The 24,345-nt window shown below is 63.7% G+C and carries 21 protein-coding genes and 6 pseudogenes; 10 read left to right on the top strand and 17 right to left on the bottom strand.

The window, feature by feature from the left end; translation table 11 throughout:
• Positions 1 to 108 precede the first annotated feature (108 nt).
• Both SBI20_RS08495 and SBI20_RS08490 read left to right on the top strand, forming a co-directional pair.
• A pseudogene (locus SBI20_RS08495) lies at positions 109 to 195 on the top strand (IS5/IS1182 family transposase); the annotation flags it as partial.
• Positions 196 to 282: 87 nt separating this feature from the next.
• Positions 283 to 1,539 carry an IS701 family transposase gene (locus SBI20_RS08490; RefSeq protein WP_317974634.1) on the top strand — a complete coding sequence of 419 codons (1,257 nt, stop codon included), beginning with the start codon at positions 283 to 285 and terminating at the stop codon, positions 1,537 to 1,539.
• 121 nt (positions 1,540 to 1,660) lie between these two features.
• Here the strand turns inward: SBI20_RS08490 and SBI20_RS08485 are convergent, their stop codons facing one another.
• The 8 genes from SBI20_RS08485 to SBI20_RS08450 form a co-directional block, all read right to left on the bottom strand.
• Positions 1,661 to 2,539: a Pnap_2097 family protein gene (locus SBI20_RS08485; RefSeq protein WP_317974633.1), complete on the bottom strand. Its 879-nt coding sequence runs from the start codon at positions 2,537 to 2,539 to the stop codon at positions 1,661 to 1,663.
• An 86-nt stretch (positions 2,540 to 2,625) separates the two neighbouring features.
• Entirely contained in the window at positions 2,626 to 3,909 is a 1,284-nt protein-coding gene (locus SBI20_RS08480; RefSeq protein ID WP_317974632.1) for an MSMEG_0569 family flavin-dependent oxidoreductase, read from the bottom strand.
• A gap of 21 nt (positions 3,910 to 3,930) precedes the next feature.
• Positions 3,931 to 4,218 (bottom strand): MSMEG_0570 family nitrogen starvation response protein, encoded by a 288-nt coding sequence (locus tag SBI20_RS08475; RefSeq protein WP_317974631.1) that lies wholly within the window; start codon positions 4,216 to 4,218, stop codon positions 3,931 to 3,933.
• Positions 4,211 to 5,185: a sll0787 family AIR synthase-like protein gene (locus SBI20_RS08470; protein ID WP_317974630.1), complete on the bottom strand. Its 975-nt coding sequence runs from the start codon at positions 5,183 to 5,185 to the stop codon at positions 4,211 to 4,213. The genes SBI20_RS08475 and SBI20_RS08470 overlap by 8 nt, the downstream gene beginning before the upstream one ends.
• Positions 5,182 to 5,727, bottom strand: coding sequence for an MSMEG_0567/Sll0786 family nitrogen starvation N-acetyltransferase (locus SBI20_RS08465; RefSeq protein ID WP_317974629.1), 546 nt, complete (start codon positions 5,725 to 5,727; stop codon positions 5,182 to 5,184). The genes SBI20_RS08470 and SBI20_RS08465 overlap by 4 nt, the downstream gene beginning before the upstream one ends.
• Positions 5,724 to 6,878, bottom strand: a complete 1,155-nt coding sequence (locus tag SBI20_RS08460) for an MSMEG_0568 family radical SAM protein (RefSeq protein ID WP_317974628.1) — start codon at positions 6,876 to 6,878, stop codon at positions 5,724 to 5,726. Before SBI20_RS08460 ends, SBI20_RS08465 begins: the two co-directional genes overlap by 4 nt.
• The gene (locus SBI20_RS08455; protein ID WP_317974627.1) at positions 6,814 to 7,848 is read right to left on the bottom strand and encodes a Nit6803 family nitrilase; all 1,035 of its coding nucleotides are present in this window, start codon (positions 7,846 to 7,848) and stop codon (positions 6,814 to 6,816) included. The genes SBI20_RS08460 and SBI20_RS08455 overlap by 65 nt, the downstream gene beginning before the upstream one ends.
• 13 nt (positions 7,849 to 7,861) lie before the next feature.
• Positions 7,862 to 8,344 carry an MSMEG_0572/Sll0783 family nitrogen starvation response protein gene (locus SBI20_RS08450; RefSeq protein WP_317974626.1) on the bottom strand — a complete coding sequence of 161 codons (483 nt, stop codon included), beginning with the start codon at positions 8,342 to 8,344 and terminating at the stop codon, positions 7,862 to 7,864.
• A 174-nt stretch (positions 8,345 to 8,518) separates the two neighbouring features.
• Between SBI20_RS08450 and SBI20_RS08445 the strand changes: the two genes are divergently transcribed.
• Positions 8,519 to 10,078: an aminotransferase-like domain-containing protein gene (locus SBI20_RS08445; protein WP_317974625.1), complete on the top strand. Its 1,560-nt coding sequence runs from the start codon at positions 8,519 to 8,521 to the stop codon at positions 10,076 to 10,078.
• Between the two features lie 247 nt (positions 10,079 to 10,325).
• On the opposite strand, the pseudogene SBI20_RS08440 reads toward SBI20_RS08445, so the two are convergent.
• The 3 pseudogenes from SBI20_RS08440 to SBI20_RS08430 all read right to left on the bottom strand — a co-directional run.
• Positions 10,326 to 10,484, bottom strand: a pseudogene (locus SBI20_RS08440) (IS5 family transposase); the annotation flags it as partial.
• 198 nt (positions 10,485 to 10,682) lie between these two features.
• Positions 10,683 to 11,075: pseudogene (locus tag SBI20_RS08435) on the bottom strand (DDE-type integrase/transposase/recombinase); the annotation flags it as partial.
• Positions 11,076 to 11,132: 57 nt separating this feature from the next.
• Positions 11,133 to 11,435, bottom strand: a pseudogene (locus SBI20_RS08430) (Tn3 family transposase); the annotation flags it as partial.
• 244 nt (positions 11,436 to 11,679) lie between these two features.
• Here SBI20_RS08430 and SBI20_RS08425 point away from each other — a divergent pair.
• Both SBI20_RS08425 and SBI20_RS08420 read left to right on the top strand, forming a co-directional pair.
• Positions 11,680 to 12,879 carry an IS256 family transposase gene (locus SBI20_RS08425; protein WP_317974624.1) on the top strand — a complete coding sequence of 400 codons (1,200 nt, stop codon included), beginning with the start codon at positions 11,680 to 11,682 and terminating at the stop codon, positions 12,877 to 12,879.
• Between the two features lie 42 nt (positions 12,880 to 12,921).
• Positions 12,922 to 13,191 (top strand): annotated as a pseudogene (locus SBI20_RS08420) (ATP-binding protein); the annotation flags it as partial.
• Positions 13,192 to 13,276: 85 nt separating this feature from the next.
• Here the strand turns inward: SBI20_RS08420 and SBI20_RS08415 are convergent.
• A complete protein-coding gene (locus SBI20_RS08415) occupies positions 13,277 to 13,492 on the bottom strand; it encodes a hypothetical protein (RefSeq protein ID WP_317974623.1) in 216 nt (71 codons plus the stop codon).
• Positions 13,493 to 13,638: 146 nt separating this feature from the next.
• Between SBI20_RS08415 and SBI20_RS08410 the strand changes: the two genes are divergently transcribed.
• From SBI20_RS08410 to SBI20_RS08395, 4 genes are all read left to right on the top strand, one after another.
• Positions 13,639 to 14,511 carry a LysR family transcriptional regulator gene (locus SBI20_RS08410; RefSeq protein ID WP_058733710.1) on the top strand — a complete coding sequence of 291 codons (873 nt, stop codon included), beginning with the start codon at positions 13,639 to 13,641 and terminating at the stop codon, positions 14,509 to 14,511.
• Entirely contained in the window at positions 14,508 to 15,659 is a 1,152-nt protein-coding gene (locus SBI20_RS08405) for a TDT family transporter (protein ID WP_093008091.1), read from the top strand. The genes SBI20_RS08410 and SBI20_RS08405 overlap by 4 nt, the downstream gene beginning before the upstream one ends.
• 89 nt (positions 15,660 to 15,748) lie before the next feature.
• On the top strand, positions 15,749 to 16,984 hold the full coding sequence (locus SBI20_RS08400) for a molybdopterin-dependent oxidoreductase (protein WP_317976082.1): 1,236 nt from the start codon (positions 15,749 to 15,751) through the stop codon (positions 16,982 to 16,984).
• A gap of 12 nt (positions 16,985 to 16,996) precedes the next feature.
• The gene (locus tag SBI20_RS08395) at positions 16,997 to 17,410 is read left to right on the top strand and encodes a c-type cytochrome (protein WP_317974622.1); all 414 of its coding nucleotides are present in this window, start codon (positions 16,997 to 16,999) and stop codon (positions 17,408 to 17,410) included.
• 50 nt (positions 17,411 to 17,460) lie between these two features.
• Here the strand turns inward: SBI20_RS08395 and SBI20_RS08390 are convergent, their stop codons facing one another.
• Positions 17,461 to 19,857, bottom strand: a complete 2,397-nt coding sequence (locus SBI20_RS08390; protein ID WP_411911507.1) for a Tn3 family transposase — start codon at positions 19,855 to 19,857, stop codon at positions 17,461 to 17,463.
• A gap of 157 nt (positions 19,858 to 20,014) precedes the next feature.
• Here SBI20_RS08390 and SBI20_RS08385 point away from each other — a divergent pair, with 157 nt between their 5' ends.
• Entirely contained in the window at positions 20,015 to 20,608 is a 594-nt protein-coding gene (locus SBI20_RS08385) for a recombinase family protein (protein WP_067407130.1), read from the top strand.
• 280 nt (positions 20,609 to 20,888) lie between these two features.
• Here the strand turns inward: SBI20_RS08385 and istB are convergent, their stop codons facing one another.
• The 4 genes and pseudogenes from istB to SBI20_RS08365 all read right to left on the bottom strand — a co-directional run bounded on the left by istB (position 20,889) and on the right by SBI20_RS08365 (position 24,228).
• Positions 20,889 to 21,689: an IS21-like element helper ATPase IstB gene (istB, locus tag SBI20_RS08380; RefSeq protein WP_067401994.1), complete on the bottom strand. Its 801-nt coding sequence runs from the start codon at positions 21,687 to 21,689 to the stop codon at positions 20,889 to 20,891.
• 11 nt (positions 21,690 to 21,700) lie between these two features.
• A pseudogene (locus SBI20_RS08375) lies at positions 21,701 to 22,555 on the bottom strand (Mu transposase domain-containing protein); the annotation flags it as partial.
• Positions 22,556 to 22,641: 86 nt separating this feature from the next.
• Entirely contained in the window at positions 22,642 to 23,298 is a 657-nt protein-coding gene (locus SBI20_RS08370; protein ID WP_317974620.1) for a hypothetical protein, read from the bottom strand.
• Positions 23,299 to 23,337: 39 nt separating this feature from the next.
• Complete coding sequence (locus SBI20_RS08365) at positions 23,338 to 24,228, bottom strand: plasmid recombination protein (RefSeq protein WP_317974619.1); 891 nt, start codon at positions 24,226 to 24,228, stop codon at positions 23,338 to 23,340.
• Between the last annotated feature and the right edge of the window lie 117 nt (positions 24,229 to 24,345).

Raw genomic sequence — 24,345 nt, 5'->3', positions numbered from 1 at the left:
CTGCGCGTGAGCATGCGGATGAAGGCGATTGTGACCCAGACGGGGTGACGCTGCCCGGCCGTCACCAATGTTTGCAACAGAGCCGCAGATACGTCACTTTCGTGTAGTCACCCCAAGCTGGCCGAGAACTTCCTCGCGATGGTCCAGTTGGCTTCAATGCGGATTTGGCTCCGCGTTTATGAGTCTACGGCCTAGCACTACTTTGGCAGAAGTTTAATTTTTGGGATTCCCATGGCGCTGATTGCGTGATTCATGGGGAGCCAGCTTTGACGGAGGCTGGCGATGGACGAGGACTGGCAGTCGGATCTGGAGCGGTGGCTTGCCCCGTATCTGGAGGGGTTGGGGAACAAGACGCGACGCCGGATGTGTCCGGCCTATATCGCGGGCCTGATTGGGCCAGGTGATCGCAAGAGCATCCAGCCCATGGCGGCCCGTTCGGACGCCGTCGCTTATGATCGGCTGCATCATTTCATCGGGGCCGGTCTGTGGGATAGCGCCCCGCTGGAAGCGACCTTGTGGCGCCAGGCGGATGAATTGGTCGGTGGCAATGGAGCCTGGCTTATCATCGACGACACTGCCCTACCCAAGAAGGGCAAGGCTTCGGTTGGCGTTGCGCCCCAATACGCGACGGCACTGGGCAAGAATGCAAACTGCCAGACACTGGTATCGGTGACACTGGCCTCGGGTGAAGTTCCGCTTATGCTGAGCTTGCGGCTGTTTCTGCCCGAAAGCTGGACGAGTGATACCGCACGCATGGACAAGGCGGGTGTGCCTGCCCCTTTGCAGGAATATCGTACCAAGCCCGAGATCGCGATCGAGGAGATCGATCGTATCATCGCTGCGGGCGTGCGCTTCGGTTGTGTGCTGGCCGATGCCGGTTACGGGCTGTCCGCTCCATTCCGACAGGCACTGAGTGCGCGCAGCCTTTGCTGGGCGGTGGGCATCCCCCGGCACCAAAAGGTCTATCCGGCCGATGTGCAGCTGATCTTCCCGGTCGCAGGACGCGGGCGCCCACGGGTGCGGCATGTGCCGGACGTCAAATCCATTGCCGCGCACGCAATGCTCGAAGGCGCGAAGTGGCGACAGGTCAGTTGGCGCAAGGGAACCAAGGGACCGCTGACGGCCCGCTTTGCGGCCATGCGCGTGCGCATTGCCGATGGTGCGCCTCAGCGGATCGGCTCTGCCGGGGCCCAGCACATGCCGGGCGAGGAAGCCTGGTTGGTGGGGGAGCATCGCTCGAATGGCGAGCGCAAATACTATCTCTCCAATCTGCCTGGCGACACCCCGATCAAGGCTCTCGCCGGCGCGATCAAGGCGCGCTGGGTCTGCGAACAAGCTCATCAGCAACTCAAGGAAGAACTGGGCCTCGATCACTTCGAAGGACGATCCTGGGCCGGACTTCACCGCCACGCCTTGATGTCGATGATGGCCTACGCCTTCCTGCAATCCCGAAGGCTCGCTCAGGCGGGACGGAAAAAAAAGAGTCCTCGGTCCGCCTCCCCAACCCACTTTGCCAGCAGTGCGCCAAGCCATCCTTGACCGCTTGGCCCGCTCACCGCCCGACCATTGCCCTCACTGCGGATGCAGCCTCATCAAACACCCAAGTGAACTTCTGCCAAAGTAGTGCTAGTTTTGGATCGGGCTCTCAGGTGTTTGAAATTCAAGATAATGTGAAATGTTTTCTTTGGGTGAAGGCTACTCCAATCATGGCATTGTCGCTGTTGCGGCGCATTTCAACCCAGTGGCTGTGAATGCCTGCATGTTTGCGTATGCCGCACAGCGTGACTTTGACTTTGTCTCCGAGTTCTGCATTGCCAAGATAGAAGATATGGCGCCGATGCGTTACGAACAACGGTGCTGTCTGTCGGCACCATTGCCATTCTGCTCGATCGAGCATGGCCTGGAAGGCTGAGAAATAGAGAAATTCAGCCCCGTTGAAATCTTCATGGGGGGCAGGGTCCAGCACCAGATCTGCCAGTTCGGCCCGCTCGCGGCGCGCAAAGCCTGCGATCGTGTCCCAGGTATCGGGTCGGAAGGGCGGCGGGCGGTGTCCGGGTGCGGGCAGCAGGCGGCAAGGCCGCGCCACCATCGCGCGCGTGGCCGAACGGTTCATGCCGGGCACGGCGCGGTGGACAAAGGCCGTGGTCATTTCCACCTGCGCGATCGCCACCCCCTGGGCGCTGACCGTGATTCGACTGTGAAAGCGTGTGCGCCCAACGCGCTCCAGGCACAGGGCAAAGTCCAGCCTGTCATGTTCACCCACGCTGTCCAGCCCCGCACCCAACCCTTTCACGTCAACCGCAACGAAGGCAGGGTACAGCCGTTCGCCAAGGCTGCCGTGAAACTCGGGCCTCACCATCCCGTGTGCGGCGGCCAACGCCAGCCAATGCCGATGGCCACATGCCTTCAGAAGCCAGTTTTCCGACAGCCCGGCGCGGCACAGTTCCGGCATCCCGACACGCACCGGATCGAATGAGGGCCATTCGAGCCGGTGCGTGTCGGGTGCGCGCGTCAATTCGGCATCATCGCTTGCCACCATGTCAGCAACCGCAGCTTACATGGGTGCGCCGGGACAATGATTCCATGGAACTCTCTTTTCTGTGGGACAGTGACAGGCGGGGGCTATCAGGCCATCGCCTGCTCGCGCGGGGCCAGAGCCGCGGCGATGTGGTCCACAATATGCGCGGCATCGCGCGCCACCCCGGCAAAGCGGCCCGATCCCCATGTGTGCAGCCACGGCAGGCCAATGAAATAGAGCCCGTCGTGCGTGGCAATGCCGCGATCATGCCCCGGATAGCCGCGCCCATCGAACACGGGCGCGTCGATGAAGCTGAAATCCATGCGGAAGCCTGTGCACCAGATTACGCTGCCAATGCCTTGCGCTTCCAGATCCAGCGTTTCGGGATCGCTTTTCGGCGCCCAGCAAGGGACATAGGGCTCAGCTTGCGGGGCGTTGATCCCTTCGCGTTCGATATAGTCGTCGATGGTTTTGCGAATGCGCAGATAAGTGGCGTCGGCCGCATCCAGATGCTGCGTCAGGTCCTGGCGGAAACGGATGGTCTGCCCGTCCACGCCATCCAGCATGCCGTAAAGCTTCATCCCGCGCAGCGCAAAGGCGCGCAGGTCGATCTCGCGCCCGCCATCGCGGCCGGTCAGGTAATGGTTTTCGTTCTGGCGCACCTTCTCGCTCGACGGGTGCTCGGCAATGGGCATGTCGTAGTGGCCCATTTCCTCCAGCCAGTCGGTGGAATCGCGCCCGCGATAGACACGCGGTGCCCGTGGCGCATCGCCCACGGCCAGATGCACCTGACGGCCCGCCAGCATCAGGTCTTCGGCAATCTGGCAGCCCGATTGGCCTGATCCCACCACCAGCACGCCCCCTTCGGGCAGGTCTTGCGGGTTGCGGTATTCCAGAGAGTGAAGCTGCGGCAAGCTGGCGGGCAAGGCGGCGCCCACGCGCGGCACGATGGGTGTGTGATAGCCACTGATGGCGATGATAACCTTGTCTGCGGTCATCGCCCCGGCGCTGGTTTGCACCGCATAGCCGCCGCCCTCACGCGGGGCCACGCGCGTTACGGCGACACCTTCGCGCACGGGCGGGTTCACACGGCGGGCATAGGTTTCCAGAAAGGCGACGATTTCGTCCCTCAGCATGAAGCCGTGGGGATCCTTGCCGCCATATTCACCGGCATAGCTGAAGCCGGGCAGGACGCACTGGCGGTTGGGCGTGACCAGGCAGAAGCTGTCCCACCGCTCGGCGCGCCAGGCATGGGCAATGCGGTTCTTTTCAAGGATCAGGTGGTCAATCCCCTGTTGTTGCAACAGAAAAGACAGCGAAAGCCCGCCCTGGCCGCCACCGACGATCAAAACTGGTACGTGTCGGGGCAGGGCATTGGCAGAGTCCGGCATGGTCATTCTCCAAAGAAAAGGTCAGGGCAGGAAGGCTTCGATCACGACCTGCGCATCGGGTTGGCCGGCAAAGCGGGCGGCGGTGGCGCTGATGGTGGCGATCTGCATCACCGCCTGGGAACAGCCCATGCCGAAGCGGGCGCGCACGCGGGCATTGGCGGCTTCCAGCCCGGCCCGTGCCAGCGTGGCGAACAGTGCGACGGAATAGGGCTGGCCCACCGCCAGATGTTCGCGAATGATGGTGGAGGGCGAATATCCCTCTTCGAGCGAGCCATCGGGCCAGCGGATGCGAAAGCGTTGTTCAGGCATGAAGGGTCTCCAAAACAGGATGGCAGCCGATCAGCGGTTGATCGCCCCGCCACACGGGCACCACATCGTCGCCCATGCGCAGGCGCACGGCGCGATCAGCGGTGGCGCAGCCGATGGCCGCACAGGCGACGCCAGCCTGTGCGAACCGCGCGATGATGGCGGGCCCGTGGTGGGCCGCAGCGGTCATCACAAAGCCAAAGCTGGGAAAGGCGGGTAGCCAGCGGTCCCATGTCGCCGCTTCCGGGCGCGGCGCGGCGTCCAGATCGATTTCCAGCCCCACTTGTGATGCTTCGGCCAGCATGATCGCGGTGCCAATGGGCCCGGCCATGCTGATGTCCTTGGCGGCGGAGAGCAGGCCCTGTGCGGCAAGATCGGGCATGATGGGCAGCAGGGCGCGCAAATGGTCATCGCTGGCGCCGGTGCTGGCATCCCACCATGGAAAGGGATCGCGAAAGCGCCCGGCCAGATCCACGGCCATCAACAGCGTATCACCAGGCCGTGCGTCAAAACTGGTGACCAGCGCTTCGGTCCGGCCCAGGATGGCGACAGCCAACTGCCCGTCTTTGGCCCGCAGGTTGGAATGTCCCCCCACGATGGGCACGCCATAACGCCGCGCCGCCTCGCGCATGCCGGCCAGCAGTGGCGCGGCCTTTGCCGCATCCGTGGACCACAGCGCGTCCACCACGGCCAGCGGGCGGCCGCCCATTGCCAGCACATCGCTGACGTTGACCATCACCCCGCAATAGCCTGCGAACCATGGGTCGGCGGCGATGAAGTCCTCAACAAACCCCTCGATGGCGAAGAGCAGGTGGCCATCACCATCAGGGATGGCGGCCGTGTCGTCGCCCACCGGGATGGCATCATTGCCGCTCAGGCCCAAAGCGCGCATCACCGGGGCAATATCGCCCTTGTGCGCCATGCCCCGGCTTTGGTTCAAACGGGCGGCAATGGTCGCAAGCGCGCTCATGCGGCCCGCCGCGTGCCGGTACGCAGGCCCGTGATGCCGTCGGCCATCGGCGGGTAATGCGCAAGGTCAGCCTGCATCAGCACATGGGCGCTGCCATGCAGGTCGATCATGTTCAGCCGTTGCCACTTCATGCGGCGGAACAGCAATTCGTTGCGCGCCTGCACATGGGCGAGGAACCGCGTGCAGCCCATGGCATGCGCCGTGCTGACCGCCACACGGATCAGCGCCGGGCCGATGGTGCCCACATTGCGGTGGGTTGCCGCAACGGCGAGGCGCGATCCCCACCACAGGCCCGGCTCGGGGCTGTGGATGCGCACGGTGCCGATCACCTCGTCAGGCTGGCCCGCGATCATCGAAAGGGCGACGATGGGCGTGGCTGCCGCATCGATGGTGTCGCGGTCATGGTGGGCAAACAGGCCTTGTTCGCCGCAGAACACCGCATGGCGAAGCGCGGCGGCACCGGCCCTTTCCCAATCCTGCGTGGCATGGCGCACGATGTAATCGGGCGAACGATAGGGGGGAGGAGCGGCCAGATCCATCATGCCACCTGTCCTGCGGCCATCTGTCCTGAGGCCACCTGTCCTGATGACTGTCGCAGCTTCTCAAAGGTGGAAAGCGCCGAGCACGCGCCGCACCGCGCACAGCCGGCCTTCACCTTTTCCGCCGCCAGACCACCTGCGGCCAGCATATCCGCCAGCGGGCCCAGTACCGATGCCATGAACTCAGGCGAGGGGGCAGGGTGGCTTTCCAGCGGGGTGCCGGTGATGGGCACGAAGGGCACGATGAAGGGATAGACGCCGATGGCGATCAAATCCTGCGCCATCGCCAGCAAAGCCTCGCGGCTGTCGCCCAGTCCGGCGAGGATATAGGTCGACACCTGCCCCCGGCCAAACACGGGAACGGCGGCGCGGAAGGACTCCATGTAGCGCGAGAGCGGCACGCTGGCCTTGCCGGGCATGATACGGGCGCGTACTTCGGGCGTCACGGCTTCCAGATGCATGCCCAGCGTGTCGATCCCGGCCTCGCGCATGGTGGCGAACCAGCCATCGTGATCGGGCGGTTCACATTGCGCCTGCAGCGGCAGGTTCACGGCAGCCCGGATGGCGCGGGCGCTTTCCACCAGCACGCTGGCGCCGCGATCGGGCGTGGCGGGAGTGCCGGTGGTCATCACCATATGCTTCACACCGTCCAGCGCGACGGCGGCCTTGGCTACCTCGGCCAGTTGCGCAGGCGTTTTGCGGGCAATGGTGCGCCCGGCTGCCAGCGATTGGCCAATGGCGCAAAACTGGCAGGTTCTGGTGCGGCTTTGATAGCGGATGCAGGTTTGCAGCACCGTCGTGGCCAGCACATCGCGCCCGTGCAGTGTGGCGATCTGCGAATAGGGCACGCCCTCGGCGGTCTTGAGCCCGTAGAACCTGGGCTGGGACGGGAAGCGGATCACGCCCAGCGCCTTGCCATCGCAGCTCAGCGTGGCCTGGCCGTCCGCATCTGGAACGCCAGCCTCAAACGGGCTGTCAAACGCGCCTGCGGTGTGGACCGGAACCATGACGGTGACGCCATCGATGGTGACGGCCTTGTGGTCCGATGGGCCGGCGCCGCCACGGCGGCTCGCGGCCCCGGCTCGCGGATCATTCAGCCGGATGCCGGAGGACTGCAACCGGGCGATCATCGAGGCGGTGTTCATCGGGTCCATCAGGGGTCTCCGCAAGGGTGGGGGCGGCGGCGCGGTGCAGCGCGGGGGCGGGGCGGTTGTCGAGGTAGAGGCGCAGCAGTTCGGGGCGGGCATAGTGGCCCACGCTGTCCATCATCCGCTTGCGCTTCATCACCAGTGACAGGTCGCAATCGGCGATCAGCAGCCCTTCACCCTGCGTCATCGGCGGAACCACATGCTGGCCTTCGGGCGAGATGATGGCGGTGTGGCAACCGCCCGCCAGCACGCGGTGGTGGGTGCCGCCCGGGTCGATGGCGGCGCGCTGCTCATCCGTCAGCCAGCCCGTGGCGTTGACCACGAAGCAGGCGCTTTCGGCGGCGTGGTGGCGGATGGCGGCCTCGATCTGGTCATGGAAAACGGGGCCGACCAGCGCGCCGGGGAACTGGCTGGCATGGATCTGTTCGCCATCGGCCATCAGCGCATAGCGGGCGAGGGGGTTGTAATGCTCCCAGCAGGCCAGCGCGCCGACCCGCCCCACGGCGGTATCCACCGCATGCAGGCCCGACCCGTCGCCCTGGCCCCAGATCATGCGTTCGTGATAGGTGGGGGTGATCTTGCGGCGCTTGAGCGCCAGCGTGCCATCGGCATCGAACACCAGTTGCGTGTTGTAAAGCGAGCCGCCGTCGCGTTCATTCACGCCCACCACCAGCACCATCGCATGGCGGCGCGCGGCGGCGGACAGCGCCTGCGTGACCGGGCCGGGAACGGTGACGGCCTGATCATACAGCGCCAGATGCCTGGCGCCCATGCGATAGGGCGGATCGATGAACGAGAAATAAGGGTAGTAGGGCAGGAAGGTCTCGGGAAAGACCATGAAGCCCACGCCCTTGTCCGCCCCTTCGGCGATGGCATTCAGCACGCGTTCCAACGTGCCGCCGGCGCGATCCAGCACGGGGGCGATTTGCACCGCCGCCGCACGGATCACCCGCTTGTCGTAGCCGCTCTCGTCCATCGACCCGGCCTCCTTACAACGTCCAGGTGTCGAGGATGAACGCGTTGTCGCGGCGGTGAAGCAGGATCAGGTCCAGCACATCCTGCGGCGCGATGGGGCGAATGCCGGGGATCAGCGCGCCTTCGCCATGGCCATACAGCGCCTGGAGGCCAAAGCGGCAGGCATAGACCTTGCCCCCTTCCTTCATGAACTTCTCGATCTGGTTGTTCATCGCCAGATGGCCGGGAAAGGCCTCGTCGCCCAGCTTGGGGAAGCCGCGTTGCAGGCCCAGCGTGACGCCGGGACCATAGAGCAGCACGCTCGTCTCAAATCCCTTGCGCAGAAGGCGGGTGGCCTGAAGCAGGTTGACGAGGCCGACCGACCCTTCAAACGCGACGGTGTGGAACGTGACCAGCGCCTTTTCGCCGGGTTCGGCCTTGACGTCCTCAAACAGCTTTTCCTCGTAATCGACAAGGAAATCGCCCTTCTGGTTGGGGGTGGCAGTGACGGTGGGCATGGGCTTTCTCCAGATCCTGTAGTGGTCCCTGTCGGGATGGTTACAGGCTGTCGAAAGCCATTTATGTAGTCAATTGGATGAATTTTATGCATTCGCTAAATGCATTCAATATCGAGAGTGCTGCGCGCCAGACCGAGGGAAAAGGGCGATAAACCGAGCAGGCGGCGATGCGGCATGCGCGCGGCATTGACGCAAAATTCTCGAATTTATGCTGATTATCTGAATGCTACTCCAAGGCGTTGCCTGAAATTTCAGCATGACGTCCTTCCGGCGCATGATGCGCCTGATTCGCAAATTGAATGCATTTTGACTGCATTTCCACTCTATGCTAAGTCCCGCTCCCACGGAGGTGACATGACGGACAGGTGGACGCCCGATCTCACACGCTTTGGCAAGCCGCATTACAAGGCGATTGCCGATGCCATTGCGCACGACATGCGGGAAGGGCGCCTGCGCGTGTCAGACCGCCTGCCGCCCCAGCGCGATCTGGCCGAAAGGCTGGGGATCAATTTCACCACTGTCGCGCGCGGCTATGTCGAAGCGCAGAAGCGCGGCCTGATCGAGTCGCGCACCGGGCAAGGCACCTTTGTGGCCGGGCAGCCACGCAGATCGCACCCGGCCATGCGCCCTTCGGTGGCCGATCTGACGATGAACCTCCCGCCGGAACCGGAGGACCGTGCATTGGCGGACCGGATGCAGGCCGGGCTGGTCAGGATTGCGCGCGACCTGCCTACTTTGCTGCGATATCAGGGCTTTGGCGGAACCTATGTCCAGCGCGAGGCGGCAGCGCATCTTCTGGCATGGCGCGGGTTGATCGCCACGCAGGAGCGTTTGGCGATTTGCCCCGGCACACATCTGGCCTTTCAGGCGATCCTGCAATCCCTGCTGCAACCGGGCGAGATGCTGATGTGCGAGGCTTTGACCTATCCGGGCATCAAGGCCGTGGCGGGGCGTCTGGGTCTGCGCCTGATCGGCCTGCCCATAGACGACGAGGGGATCGAGCCTGACGCGCTCGATGCGGCGTGCCGCGATCACGGCGCGCGGGTGCTCTACATGAACCCCACGCTGCTTAATCCCACGACTTCAACCTGCTCACAGCCCCGGCGTGAAGCCTTGATCGAGGTGGCCCGGCGCCATGGCGTGACGATCATCGAGGATGATGCCTATGGCCTGCTGCCGCGCAATCCTCCCCCCGCTTTTGCCACGCTGGCGCCCGAGATCACGTGGTATGTGGGCAGCCTGTCGAAATGCATCGGGGCCGGTTTGCGCATCGCCTATGTCGTCGCGCCGGATCAACGGTCCCTGTGGCCGGTCAGCGCCATCTTGCGCACGGCGTCGGTGATGGCCTCGCCGTTGGCCACAGCGCTCTCCACGCAATGGATCGAGGATGGCACCGCCCGCCAGGTGATCCATGCCGTGCGCAGGGAGTGCGCTGCCCGTCAAAATCTTGCCGCAGAAACCTTGCCGTCGTGCTCCTACATGACCAACCCCGAAGGGTTCCACTTGTGGATGGCCTTGCCCGAGCCCTGGCAGCGGTCTGCCTTTGCTGCACGGCTGCGTGCATCGGACCTCAGTGTGGTTGTCAGTGATGCGTTCTGTGTGGGGCAAGCCCCGGTAGAAGCCGTGCGGATTTCCCTGGGAGGGGTGCTGAGCCGGGCCGAATTGCGCATCGCTCTGGATTTTGTGCGTCATGTCCTGGAGACCGAGACCGAACGCGGCGCCGAATTTGCCTGACGGCGAGGAGAGTGTCGCCGAACTGTGCCACCGCGAAGCGATCAAGGCGGATTGATTTAACATAAGATATATTATCAGCCTTTTCTTTTTATTTTCAATGTGTCCTGTATATTCAGCCTGCATCGACGCACGCACCACAGCCACCTTGCGCGCAACAACGTCGGTATGCTCGCGCTTCTGGCGTTGTTTCTCGACACATTCCCGCATCAGTTCCCGGACGACCTGCGAGGCCGGACGATGCAACGCACCGGTGGCGCCGCCTGTCCCGGCGCTTGTCGTATTTTACGGGAAAAGAATGAGATTTTCGGCCTGGGATGCAGGGCTTGATGCCGTTTTGCTCCAGCGCATCCCTGAACCATTGGGCATCATTGCCCCGGTCGGCGAGCTTCCACCGGGCGTGGGGCAGATCATCGTCACCAGACTTAGACGACCTTCATGCGGGCAAAGGAAAACTGCGGTGGATATCTCTACCTGATTGATAGAGAGGATGGCGCGGGGCGGGCACACAGTCCGGCAGCCATGTTTTGATCTGAATCTGAAGGGAAACGTATGGGCTCTGTTGCAAACATTGGTGACGGCCGGGCAGCGTCACCCCGTCTGGGGATCAGGCAGCATTGGCAAAATGCTGATTGAGCACGTCCATGGCCTCGGTCATGACCGAGGGGCCAATGCCAAATGCTCTTTCGATCAGACGCACCTCTCCCCTGATCCCTGGCTGCAGGCACCATGCCCGGGCTTGCCCTTTGCGCAGGGCGCGCATGACCTCGAAGCCCTTGATCGTGGCGTAGGCTGTCGGCATCGATTTGAAACCACGCACGGGCTTGATCAACAATTTGAGCTTGCCATGGTCGGCCTCGAGCACGTTGTTCAGGTATTTTACCTGCCGGTGTTCGGTTTCCAGGGCGAGCTTCCCTTCTCGTTTCAACTCGGCGATTGCGACGCCGTAGCTGGGGGCCTTGTCGGTGTTGAGTTTCGTTGGCTTCTCCCAGCCCTTCAGAGGGCATAGCGTGGATGGTACGCTAAACAACGCTAAGAGCGAACAATCAGCGAACACTTAGGCTACGCGGCTATCCGGCGGGAGATTGAGGGCCTTGCGTCCAGCGGAAGCGGCTGCACGATCCCAGAGGAAATCGCCGGAAAAGGCAATATGCTCCCAGCCAACCGGGGAGGTATGGGCAAGCAGACCATCCGGGACCGGGACCGCTGCTGATCTCAGATGCTGGGCGGCGGCATCCATGTAGATCGTGTTCCAATAGACGATCGCGGCGATGACCAGATTGAGGCCGGATGCCCGATATTGCTGCGCCTCATGGCTGCGATCGATGATACGGCCCTGACGGAATGTGTATATCTGTTGATTTGCGCTGAGACTTGACCCGGGAGAGGCGTAAATTTTCACTGAGAATTGACCCATGCTTTCCTCGCCCCCGGCTGACAGTCGGGAGGCATCGGAGTGATCGACATGGACCTACTCAGGGACTGTCAGGATTTCCGGCAAGGCATGGGCAACTGGCCGAACGCCTGCTCAAGCTCGACCTCATCATGGGACTGTCAGGATTTCCGTGTGTGGCCGGGCATAATGGGCAACAAGGAGTCCCACTATGTCACGACGCAAAGAACCTGCCATACCGAATGAGCTTCTCGATCAGCTTTTGGCGGGCGGCGCTGCCAGTGCCGCCTTCGAGCAGGGCGGTCTGCTCGATTCGCTGAAGAAGGCGCTGACAGAGCGTGCCCTGAATGCGGAGATGGATCACCACCTCGCTGGCGAAGACGGCGCCGGCAACATGCGCAACGGCTACGGTCGGAAGACGGTAATGACCGACACCGGCAAGTTGGCGATCGACGTGCCGCGCGATCGCCAGTCGAGCTTCGACCCGCAGTTGATCGCCAAGTATCAACGCCGCTTTCCCGGCTTCGACGACAAGATCGTGTCGATGTACGCGCGCGGCATGAGCACCCGCGAGATCACCAGGCACCTGCACGATCTATACGGCATCGACGTCTCACCCGATTTGATTAGCACGGTGACCGACGCCGTGCTCGATGAGGTCGCCACTTGGCAGCAGCGGCCGCTCGATCCGGTTTACCCGCTGGTCTTCTTCGACGCGATCCGGGTCAAGATCCGCGACGAGGGCATGGTGCGCAACAAGGCGATCCACATTGCGCTGGGCGTCCGCGCCGACGGCGCAAAGGAGGTGCTCGGCTTGTGGCTCGAGCAGAATGAGGGTGCCAAGTTCTGGCTTCGGGTGATGAACGAGCTTCGCAACCGTGGCGTTGAAGACATCCTGCTGGCCGTCGTTGACGGCCTGAAGGGCTTTCCCGATGCGATCGTCCAGACCTGCATCGTTCACCTGCTGCGCAACTCGATGGACTTCGTCTCCTGGAAGGACCGAAAGAACCTCGCCAGCGCGCTCAAGGAGATTTACCGTGCCACCGACGCAGATGCCGCCGAAAAGGCGCTGACAGCATTTGAGGCTGGCCCTTGGGGGCAGCGCTATCCCGCCATCGGCCAGAGCTGGCGGCGCGCCTGGGGCGAGGTGATCCCGTTTTTTGCGTTCCCCGACGAGGTCCGCCGGATCATCTACACTACGAACGCCATCGAAGCTTTGAACTCGAAGCTCAGGCGGGCTGTCAGGGCCAGGGGACACTTCCCCAGCGACGAGGCCGCCACCAAGCTGCTCTACCTGATCTTGAATCGGTCGGAGAAAGAGTGGAAGATGCCACCACGTGAGTGGACCATGGCGAAGGCGCAATTTGCCGTGATCTTCGGCGAACGTTTCATCAGAGCCATGGCGGCCTGATGATCAACCGCCCGGCCGCACACGGAAATCCTGACAGTCCCCCTCATCATCCTGGATGAACTGGGCTATCTCCCCTTCAGCCCATCCGGCGGGGCCTTGCTGTTCCATCTGCTCAGCAAGCTCTACGAGCGCACCAGCGTCGTGATCACCACCAACCTGAGCTTCAGCGAATGGGCCAGCATCTTCGGCGATGCCAAGATGACGACTGCCTTGCTCGATCGCCTTACTCACCACTGCCACATCCTCGAAACCGGCAATGACAGCTTTCGCTTCAGGACCAGTTCCACAACGCCCAAAGCCAGAAAGGGATAAGCCGACACTTGACCCTGCCCGCTCAGGGCAGCACATAACCCATACCCACCCGGGTCAGTTCTCAATGAAAATCCCGGGTCAAGTCTCAGCGCAAATCAACATTCAGTTCCTCTACCGAGAAAGAGCGGCTCGCCATGCCCGTCCCGCTCACCTCGATCCGATGATTGGCGGGCAGATCCGGCACTGGCCCGTGGCTGCGCACGTAGAACAGCGCCTGCGGCGTCAGGAACCGCTCGATCAACGCACTGGGCGTCGGCTCGGCGTTGTAGGGATCGGATTTGCGCTCGATCATATCGGTCATGGACGAACAAACGCCGCAAGCGCGCGGATCGCTTCAAGTCTTCAAGACCATCACAGACGAAAGGCTGCCGATCGTTCCGATATCCAGATTGGAATGAGCAGATCAAACGGTTGGTCGTATCGATCAGATTGCGCGATATAAGCTGCATGACCCTGGAGCAGCTCAGAATATTCGTCGGTGTCGCGGAGCGCGAACACGTCACCAAGGCAGCGGAGGTGCTGAACGTCACGCAGTCTGCTGCCTCCGGCGCGATTGCTGCCCTCGAAGCGCGCTACGGGGTTCCTCTGTTTCACCGCGTCGGGCGTGGCATCCAGCTGACCGAAGCAGGCCGCGGCTTTCTGGAGGAAGCGCGCGCGGTGCTGGGGCGGGCAGCGCATGCCGAGACGATGCTGGCGGACTATGCCGGGCTTGCCCGTGGTTCATTGCGGATCGTCGCCAGCCAGACGATCGCGAGCTACTGGTTGCCGGCAAAGCTCGCCGCCTTCCACGAACGCCACCCGCAGATCGCGGTTGAGCTCGCGATCGACAACACCGAAGGTGCGGCAGCGCAGGTCCTGAGCGGCGCGGCGGAACTCGGCTTTGTCGAGGGCGAGGTGGACGAACCGGCACTCGCCCACTGGACTGTCGGGCGTGATCCGATGGTGCTGGTCGGCCGCGAGGACGCCGAACGTGTCGACGAGGCCTGGCTGCGCACTGAACGCTGGATCGTCCGTGAGCTGGGATCCGGTACGCGCTCGACCTTCGAGGACGTGCTGCGAACGCGCGGGTTTGATCCGGCCCAGCTGACGATAGCGATGACGCTGCCGTCCAACGAGGCGGTGCGTACCGCGGTCGAGGCCGGTGCCGGCGTTGCCGTCTTGTCGCGATTGGTCGTAGCTCGTGCGCTCAAGGCCGGTGACCTTGTCGAGCTGCCGCTCGGGCTGCCCGACCGCGCCTTTCACGCGCTGCGCCACAAGGAACGCTATCGCACCCGCGCGGCCGACGCGCTGACGGACCTCATCAAGGAGCAGGTCGCATGACTGCCGACACGCACTCCGTTCTGAGCGGCCTCAAGCCGCTCAGCCGGCTCGATCACCCCCGCGAGATGATCCGCCAGTTCACGCCCAACTGGTTCGCCGCGACGATGGGCACGGGCATCCTCGCGCTCGCACTGCCGCAGGTACCCGGCATTGGACCCTCGCTGAAGCCATTCGGCGAGGTGTTGTGGTTCTTCAACATCGCACTCTTCGCGCTGTTCGCCGGCCTCTATGGCGCGCGCTGGGTGATGTTCGGGCATGAGGCGCGGCGCATCTTCGGGCACAACACCGTGTCAATGTTCATCGGGACCATCCCGATGGGGCTGGCGACAATCATCAACGGCTGCCTCGCCTTCGGCATCGCGCGGTTCGGGAATGGCATCGTACCGGTCGCGCAGGTCTTGTGGTGGATCGACGTCGCCATGTCGCTCGCCTGCGGCGTGCTGATCCCGTACCTGATGTTCACCCGCCACGAGCATAGCCTGGACGGCATGACCGCGGTATGGCTGCTGCCGGTCGTCGCTGCCGAAGTGGCGGGTGCCAGCGGCGGGCTGCTCGCGCCGCATCTGGCCGATCCCCACGCGCAGCTAGTCACGCTTGCGACCTCCTATGTGCTGTGGGCCTATTCGGTGCCGGTCGCGTTTGGCATCCTCGCCATCCTCATCCTGCGCATGGCACTCCATAAGTTGCCGCATGAAAGCATGGCAGCATCCTCCTGGCTGGCGCTGGGGCCGATCGGCACGGGTGCTCTGGGCATGCTGGTGCTCGGGGCAGATGCGCCGGCGATCCTCGCGGCGCACGGGTTGGCCGATGTCGGTAGCGTCGCTCAAGGGATCGGCGTTGTCGCCGGACTCTGCCTGTGGGGTTTCGGCCTGTGGTGGCTGGCGCTCGCGACGCTTATCACCATCCGCTACTGGCGCGCTGGTGTGCCGTTCAACCTGGGCTGGTGGGGCTATACCTTTCCGCTCGGCGTCTACACCGTCGCCACCTTCCGCCTCGGCACGACGCTGAACCTCGGCTTCTTCGGCATAGCTGGCACGGTGCTGACAGTCGCGCTTGCGGCGATGTGGCTGCTCGTCGGCGCCAAGACGCTGGCCGGCGCATGGCGCGGCAACCTGTTCGTCTCACCCTGCATCGCCACCCCGAACTGATCCGCCATGATGATCGGATCAGTCGGTCCGATCACTTGCAGAATGCCCCTTCGATCCGCCAGCGTGACTGGCCACAGGAGAGCCTTGTCATGGACAATTTCGACGCCGGGCTGGCGAGTGAGACCAGCCGTCGCCGCTTCCTCAGCCATGCCGCGCTCGGCACCGCCGGCCTTGCCGCCGCGCCGGCACTGGCGCAGCAGCTCGTCGACCTGAAGCTGCCCGGCGGCAATGCCGAGCGGCCGATGACCAGCGCCTTTCCCGGCAAGGGCAGCATGATCCTCCAGCGCGTCCATCCACCCTTGCTGGAAACGCCGATGGACGTGTTCGACAAGTCGGTGTTCACGCCCAACGACCAGTTCTTCGTCCGCTGGCACTGGGCCGACATCCCGACCTCGATCGATGTCGAGACTTTCCGCCTCAACGTCTTCGGCCACGTCAACCGGCCGCTGTCGATCAGCCTCGCTCAGCTGCTGCGCCTTCCACGGGTCGAAATGGCGGCGGTCAATCAGTGCTCGGGCAACAGTCGCGGGCTATTCCAGCCGCGGGTCGCCGGTGCCCAATGGGGCAACGGCGCGATGGGCAACGCCAAATGGCTCGGTGTGCGGCTACGCGACGTGCTCGACCTCGCGGGGGTCAAGGCAGGCGCGGTACAGGTGCGCTTCGGCGCGCTCGATCAGCCGGTCGTGGCGGGCGCCCCTGACTTCGAGAAGGCACTCGACATCGACCATGCCCGCGACGGCGAGGTGATGATCGCCTTCGGCATGAACGGCGAGCAACTGCCGCTCCTCAACGGCTTTCCCTGCCGGCTGATCGTGCCGGGCTGGTATTCGACCTACTGGGTCAAGATGCTGAACGCGATCGAGGTACTGCCCGGCCCTGACGACCAGTATTGGATGGCCAAGGCCTACAGGATCCCCGCGACACCCGGCGCGAATGTCGCGCCCGGTGCCAAGGACTTCCCGACTGTCCCCATCAACCGGATGATCCCGCGCAGCTGGATGACGAGCCTGCCCGATGGTCAGGCCATCGCCTATGAAGCGTCGATCCCGGTCGGCGGGATCGCGATGGGCGGCGATTGCGGCGTCGCCAAGGTCGATGTGTCGTCGGACGGTGGCCGCACCTGGTACAGGACGACGCTCGGCGCGGACGAGGGCAGGTACAGCTTCCGGCGCTGGGATGGTCGCGTGCCGCTGCGACGCGGGCCCAACCCCATCATGGTGCGCTGCTGGAATACCAACGGCGTCGCCCAGCCGATGAAGCCGATCTGGAACCCGGGCGGGTTCATGCGCGGCAACATTGAGACCACCACCATCATCGCGGCTTGAGGAGCGAGTAGCATGAAGACCCTCTCCCCCGGCGTGCTGGCCGCTGGCCTGATCGGCCTGACCGGCATCATCCTCGTCTCGATCGGCGCGCCGAGCAGCCGCAAGGCGCCCGTTCCGATATCCGAGACGTCCGAGCCGGCGCCGCCCGCCAGCGTGTCGGCGCGCGGCTTTTCGCTTGCCTCAACTAGCGTTGACCTGCCGGTCGACGACGCGACCTATCCCGACGGCCCGCACGCCGACGTTATCAACGCCAACTGCACCTCGTGCCACTCGGCCAGCATGGCGCTGACCCAGCCTGCGCTATCGGCGGACCAGTGGAAGGCGACCGTCACCAAGATGCGTGAGGTGTACAAGGCGCCGGTGGCCGAGAAGGACGTTGATGCGATCGTTGCTTATCTCACCGCTATGCCGAGCCAGAAGGGGTGACTACACGAAAGTGACGTATCTGCACGGTAAGGGCGAACGGATAGCGAACGTCATGCGGCTAACAGGGAGCTGACGGCGCGCAGCGGTCGCAACGCATCCGGATCGGGCCGATCATCGACATTCCAGCTATAATCACCGGTCAGCGAAATATGCTCCCAGCCCAAGGGTGCGATGTGGCGGGCGATCTCATCGGGCGTGCCGATGTCCGCCAGCGCCATTTCGAGATAGCGGGTGTTCCACAAGATGATGGCGGCGACGAGCAGATTGAGGCCGGAGGCACGATAGGTCTGGTTCTCGAACCGACGATCGCGCAGTTCGCCTAGCTGGTTGAAGAAGATCGCGCGGGCGAGCGCGTTGCGGGCCTCGCCCTTGTTGAGGCCCGCCTGGGTGCGCCGGCGCAGATCGATGTCGCGCAGCCAGTCGAGCATGAAAATCGAGCGTTCGAGGCGGCCCAGTTCGCGTAGCGCGAGGGCCAGTCCGTTCTGTCGCGGATAGGCGGACAGGCGGCGCAGCATCGCCGAAGCAGTGACGGTGCCGGTGCGGATCGACGTGGCGAACCGCAGCAGTTCGTCCCAATGCGTCGCGACATGACCCAATGCGATCGGCTCGGCTGTCATGCCGGTAAGCAAAGGGCCGGATTCCTGGCCCGGAAGAAGGTGCAAACGACGCTCTTTGATGTCGCGCAGGCGCGGTGCGAAGCGGTAGCCGAAGAAGGGCATGAGGCCGAATACATGGTCCGATGCCCCGCCCGTATCGGTGTAGTGCTCCTCGATCGTCAGGCCGGTCTGGTGATACAGCAAGCCATCCAGCACATAGGGCGCTTCGCCAGCGGTTGCCGCGATCACCCGACTTGCGAAGGGGTCATATCGATCCGAGACATGGGTGTAGAAGGCGACGCCCGGTTCGTTGCCGCTGCGCGCGTTGATATCGCCGATCGCGGCCCCACGGCCCCCGGCATGAAATTGCTGTCCGTCGCTCGACGAAGTGGTGCCGTCTCCCCACAGCGCGGCGAGCGGCATGGCGCGATGGGCGTCGATCAGCCTTCCCAGCGCTTCGCCATAGGCTGCCTCGCTGATGTGCCAGTCGTGAAGATGGGCGAGCTGGCGCAGACTTGCGCCCCGGCAGGTTTCCGCCATGCGTGTGAGGCCGAGATTGATGCCATCGGCGAGGATGACCGTGAGCAGCGCATTGCGATCGTCGGCTTCCCGGCCCGAACGACGATGGATGAAGCATTCGCTGAACCCAGTCCAGGCATCGACCTCCAGCAGAAGATCGGTGATCTTCACGCGCGGCAGTCGATCATAGGCGGCGCGACGGGCAATCTCGGTGGCGGGCGGTGTTGCCGCTTTCAGCGGCGAGATGACGAGGCCGTTTTCGTCAAGCCTGACCTGAGGCAGCTCGCCCTGTCGGGCGAGGACCGTCACCTGTTCGATCGCCGTGTCGAGCCTGGTGCGCCTTTCCTCGATATGGTGATCGAAATCCGTTTCGATGGCGAGCGGCAACAGCCCCTTCTCGCGAAGCGCCGCAAAGGTCGCCGGCGGTATGAGATAGCTGTCAAAATCGCGAAACTGCCGGCTTCCCGCGACCCATATATCCCCAGCTCGCAACCGCTCGCGCAGTTGCGACAAGGCGCATAGTTCATAAGCGGCACGATCGACGATGCCATCCCGCAGGACGAACGCCCGCCATGAGGATGGCACAAAGCGCAGCGGCACGCGATCCGGCAAGCGCCGTTTGCCGGTCCGGTATAGCTCCGCGATGATGGCCAGCGCCGACAGGAGACCCTGCACCGCACCGGCGCCGCGAAATTCAAAGGCGTTGAGAAAGTGGCCGGCAAAAAGTTTCACCGTGCGATGCCGCTCGATCAACTCGGCGGTGCGATCGACGGTTTCCGGTCGCCCGAGCACTTCGGCCTGCTCGACGGCCACGGCGAAGCGCTGCCAGTCCAGCGCCTCGATCTGCGCCAGCGAATCCACGCCCTTGGTGTGCGCGTCGATGAGGAGGCGGCAAGAGCCCGTGAGCATCCGGAGATGACCTTGCAACTCGCGCACCGTCTTGAGGGCTTTGTCGCGGGTCCGGTTCTCGGCGCGGCGCACCATGCTGCCTAACAGTTTATCGAACATCGTCAGCGCCGCGTCGGTCAGGCTTTCCTCAAGGCGGATGCCGGTTGCCGCCAGCGTCGCATGCCGGCGCAGGGGATTGAGTTCGCCAAGGTGCTGGGGTGTGATGCGGCTGCCTTCGTCCGCCAGCCTGTCAAAAGTCAAAGCCGGGATCATGTCAGCACGGGCGCGATCGAGGCCCAGCGCGCGGATATAGCCGAGCCGGGTGGCATCGCCGCGACGGCGGCCGACAATTTCCAGGTCGTCGCTGGTCAGCGTATAATGACGCGCGATCTCGCGCTCATCGAGCGGCGCGCCATAATGCCCCGCCCAGATTTCCGGGCTCACCAGTCGCCGTCTCGCCAAGCATCATCTCCTTCGCTTTGCGTGTCCGGCAGACGGTCCTCTGGCGGCCAACAGGAATATGTCCGTTAACTCTGGACCTGCAACGGCGATTCGGACAAGATTGCATAATGACGGGAAAACGGACAGGATCGGACAGTCTGTGGCGCTGATCGGCTATGCGCGAGTCTCGACCGCAGACCAAAAGCTCTCGCTTCAGCTCGACGCGCTGAACAATGCCGGGTGCGACCGTATATTCAACGATCACGCATCAGGGGCGAAGGCCGATCGGCCTGGTTTGACCGAAGCGCTCGCCTATCTGCGCAGCGGTGACACGCTGGTGGTCTGGAAACTCGATCGTCTTGGCCGCTCCATGAGCCATCTGATCGAGAAAGTCGGCGAGCTGGCGGCGCGCGGCATCGGGTTCCGCTCGCTCACCGAAAACATCGACACCACCACTTCCGGCGGGATGCTGGTGTTCAACATCTTCGGCTCGCTTGCCCAATTCGAGCGCGATCTGATCCGGGAACGCACCCATGCCGGCCTCAAGGCTGCTCGCGAGCGAGGCCGTCCCGGCGGGCGTCGGCCAGTGGTCACACCCGACAAGCTCCGCAAGGCACGCGATCATATCGCTTCCGGCCTCACCGTTCGCGAAGCCGCCGCGCGCCTCAAGATCGGCAAAACCGCCCTCTACAAAGCCCTCGAAGCCACGGAGAAGGACGCAAAGCCCAAGCGTTCCCGATCCGTTCACCCTTAGCGTGCAGATACGTCACTTTCGTGTAGTCACCCCTATCGGATGCGAAACGAGAGAAATTGGCGCACTTGCAGAACCTGATTCCGCACCGGACATCGCTGGATCTCGTCGTAGCATGACTGTCAACACCGGGATAAAAACGGGCCAGGCACCGGTTTAAAAAGGGGCCAGTTGGGTTGAATAAAAAGCCCCATGGTTGAGGCTGGACAGCATCGGCAGCGGGGAAGCGGCTGTAGCGGAGCGGAAGCCGATTTCCCGCTGCCGATGGCCGCCTTTTGTCAGATCATTTTGCCTCCCCCTTGTCCTTCTGGCGCTTGCGGCTGCTGGTGAGGCGGAAGCTGTCACCATTCATCTCGAGGATGTGCACGTGGTGGGTCAGGCGGTCGAGCAGGGCGCCAGTCAAGCGCTCGGACCCGAACACCGATGTCCATTCATCGAAGGGCAGATTGCTGGTGATCAGCGTGCTGCCGCGTTCATACCGCTGGCTGAGCACCTCGAACAGCAATTCACCGCCCACTGCGGTGAAGGGCACATAGCCCAGCTCGTCGAGGATCAGCAGTTTCACCGAGGCCAGATGCTTTTGCAGGCTGCGCAGTCGCCGTTCGTCGCGCGCCTCCATCAAGTCATGGACCAGCGCCGCAGCGGTGGTGAAGGCCACGCTGTGCCCCTTCTGGCAAGCGGCCAGTCCCAGCGCGAGGGCGGTGTGGGTCTTGCCGGTACCGCTGGGGCCCAGCGCAATGACATTGCGCTGCCGCTCGATCCATTCTCCGCGCGCCAGTTCCAGCACCAGCGCCTTGTTCAGTGATGGCTGGGCTGCAAAGTCGAAGGTGTCAAAACTCTTGGTATGCGGGAACCTGGCCATGCGGATGCGACGCTCGACCATCCGGCGTTCACGGTCGATGCGCTCCAGTTCGCACAGGCGCAGCAGATAGCGCGGGTAATCGGCCCGATCCTGCGCGGCCTCAAACGCGACCTTCTCATATTCGCGCGCGAAGGATGGCAGCTTGAGTGCTTTGAGGTGGTTTGCCAGCAGCACGGCGGGCGGCACGCTGGTTGGTTCTGCCTCGATGGCCGGCAGCGGCATCATGGGATCGCTCATGCCGCCACTCCTGTCGCCGGGGTGCCGGACTGCGAGAGCAGGCCCATATAACTGCGCGGGTCAGTGCGCCCAACATGGGCGCGTGGCAAGTGCGGGTAAAATTGCAGATCGAGGCGTGGCACGCGCTGCTCAAGTCGGGCCAGCGCGATCATCTTGACTGCATCAAAGCTGATCGCCCCCATCTCCAGCGCGCGGGCCACCGCCCATTCCACCAAGGGTTGCTCAAAGCGCTCGCATAGCCGCAGCACCTGGATGAACTCGCGCCGTCCTTCCTTGCCACTGCGGGCCTCCATCAACCGGCGAATGCGATGCATCGGTTCGGCCAGCACCCAGCCATCGAGCGGCGCCGCCTGATCAAGGGCACGCGGCTTTTGCTCCAACAGCGCCAGATAATGCAGCGGGTTGGCGATGAAGTCCTCACGCTCATAACTGCGCGGGTGCACCGCGATCTGCTCCCCGCCGCAGATGATGGAAACCCGGTCGACATAGCCTTTGATCACAACCTCTTGGTGGGCATAGGCCGTTGGCACCGAGTAATCATTAGTGCGATAGCGCACCAGCGCCATCGACGAGGCCCGCCCCGTCACCATATGGCAGGGATCAAATGGCACCGTAGGCAGTGGCATGAAGGCCGTCAGATCAGCCACCAGCCTGTCCCCGATGCTGTGCTCATGCCCACGCAAGATGGCCTGCCTGCGCTCCACGCATTGTTCGAGGAAGCGCGCGTTCAGCGCATCAAAGCTGGGCGCCTCCGGCCTTGGCACCATGAAATGGCGCCGGGAGTAGCCGACCAGCCCCTCAACCTTGCCTTTGTCATTGCCCTTTCCCGGGCGGCCAAACTTGTCCGCAAACGCCCCCCATATGTGCGCGCGAGGGATGGGGGTTCGGGGGAAGGGATAAATTTGCTGGTGAAATGGGTGCCGGTGGCAAGGTTGCCCTACATGCCGGGACGCAGCGCAGAACCGAGACGAGCCATGAGGGCGTTGGTTTTCTCTTTGGCCCGCCGTTGCGCCCTGTCCATGACCAGTTCGAGGACCGGCGGCGGATCCGTATCCTGATAGTCTCCGAACAGATCAAGCCGCTTTTCTGCAACCCCGAGGCGGCGTAGGGCCGTCTGCGTGACTTCCTGAAAGGCTTCGTAGTTCAGGGCCAGTTGCTGCAAGGGCTGTGGGGCCTGCCGGATCGTCTCAAGGGTCTCGGCAAGGTAGCCGTAGCTTTCTGCGTCCCGGTGCGCCTGCTGAACAATGTCCTGCGCCTCGATGCGGGCATCGAGCAGGATTCCGTCCGCAGCCTCTTCCGCCTGTGCGATTTTCTGTTCTCTGGCAGCCAGCTTCCCGGCTTGCGCAGCGATTTCCCCGGCCCATGCAGCCACCCGGTCGAAGGCTTTGGACAGGGCATCGCGGACCTTCACGGGCAGGTGCCGTTCCGAGACCGGCTCGCCGCTGTCGCTGTAGCACAGGGACCAGAACCGGCAGCGCCAGCCCCATGTTGGGCGACCATCGGGGGCAGACCTGCGCAGGGTCTCGAACTTTTCCGGTTCATCCGCCATGTCGCTGGCGGCGATTTCTTGGTCGTGCCGGCCGCTGACGGCCATGCGCATGGCAACCTGAAGATTGCCCGCGCCACGCTCCAGCTATTCCGCCTGCCGGGCGATATCGGCCTCACGGCGCTCCAGAGCGGCCTCACGGGCTGCTAGAGCCTCTTCCTGCGCCCGCAGGGCCTCCTGCCGCTCTGCGGCCATCTCCGCGGCTCTGCGGGCCTCTACGGCGGTCTCTTGCGCTTCCTTGGCCTGCTCCTGCTCATAGGCATTCCATGCCCGCAGGTAGTCGTTCTCGCTTTTGAGCTTCTGGCGGGTGGTCTGCGGGTCCGGGTCGGTCGGGTGCAGATCGTCGCCGTAGCCGATGCCGAGCGGGGTCAGATGATCGGCAAGGCTCTGGCGCAGGTGCTGGAAGCTGTTGGGGGCCGACAGCAGCGCGTTGCTGCGGCGGCCCACCGTGCGCACGGTGGGCCGTTCTGCCGCCTCACGCTTGCGGGCCTCGAACTCCGCATCCGTTTCGCCGCGCTTCTTCCGGCCCGGTTTGCGGGCGGCTTTCTGGTAGGTCGGGGCAACGAGGACGTGCATGTGCGGGGTGGTTTCATCGAGATGCGTCGAGGCATGGATCAGATCATCGCCGAAGGTGGCCTTGAGCCATGCCATGGCCTCGCGCTCGAACTGCTCCACCCGGTCGGCCTGAAACGTGCCTGCTGCTTCTGGATCGTCCGGGCGGAAGAACTCGGCCGAGGCACCGACGACGATCTGCACATAGGGCGCTTCGGATTGTGCGGCGGGCCGCTGGACCCCGGATGCCAAGAGCGCGTCCAGCGCCTCGCTCTGGGTGCGGGGTCCGATCAGGACGCGGTTCAGGTGCGATCGGGCCGGGTCAATGGCGCTGTTACCGTCCGGGGCACGGTGCAGTTCGTGCGCGGACAGGTTGCGCACATCGGACGCGGCGGCGGGACGGATGTTGAACACGAGGCTGGCCATGTGGTAAGGGCAGCAGATGCGGAAAAACTTGAAAAGTTTGATTGCCTCATAATCAGACTTTTTGGGGACCCGGCGCTTCGCACCACCCCAAACAAGTCTGTTATTCGCCCTGCCGGG

Source organism: Novosphingobium sp. IK01, from assembly GCF_033242265.1.
Classification (GTDB): domain Bacteria; phylum Pseudomonadota; class Alphaproteobacteria; order Sphingomonadales; family Sphingomonadaceae; genus Novosphingobium; species Novosphingobium pituita.
This window is presented reverse-complemented; position numbering and strand designations above follow the sequence as displayed.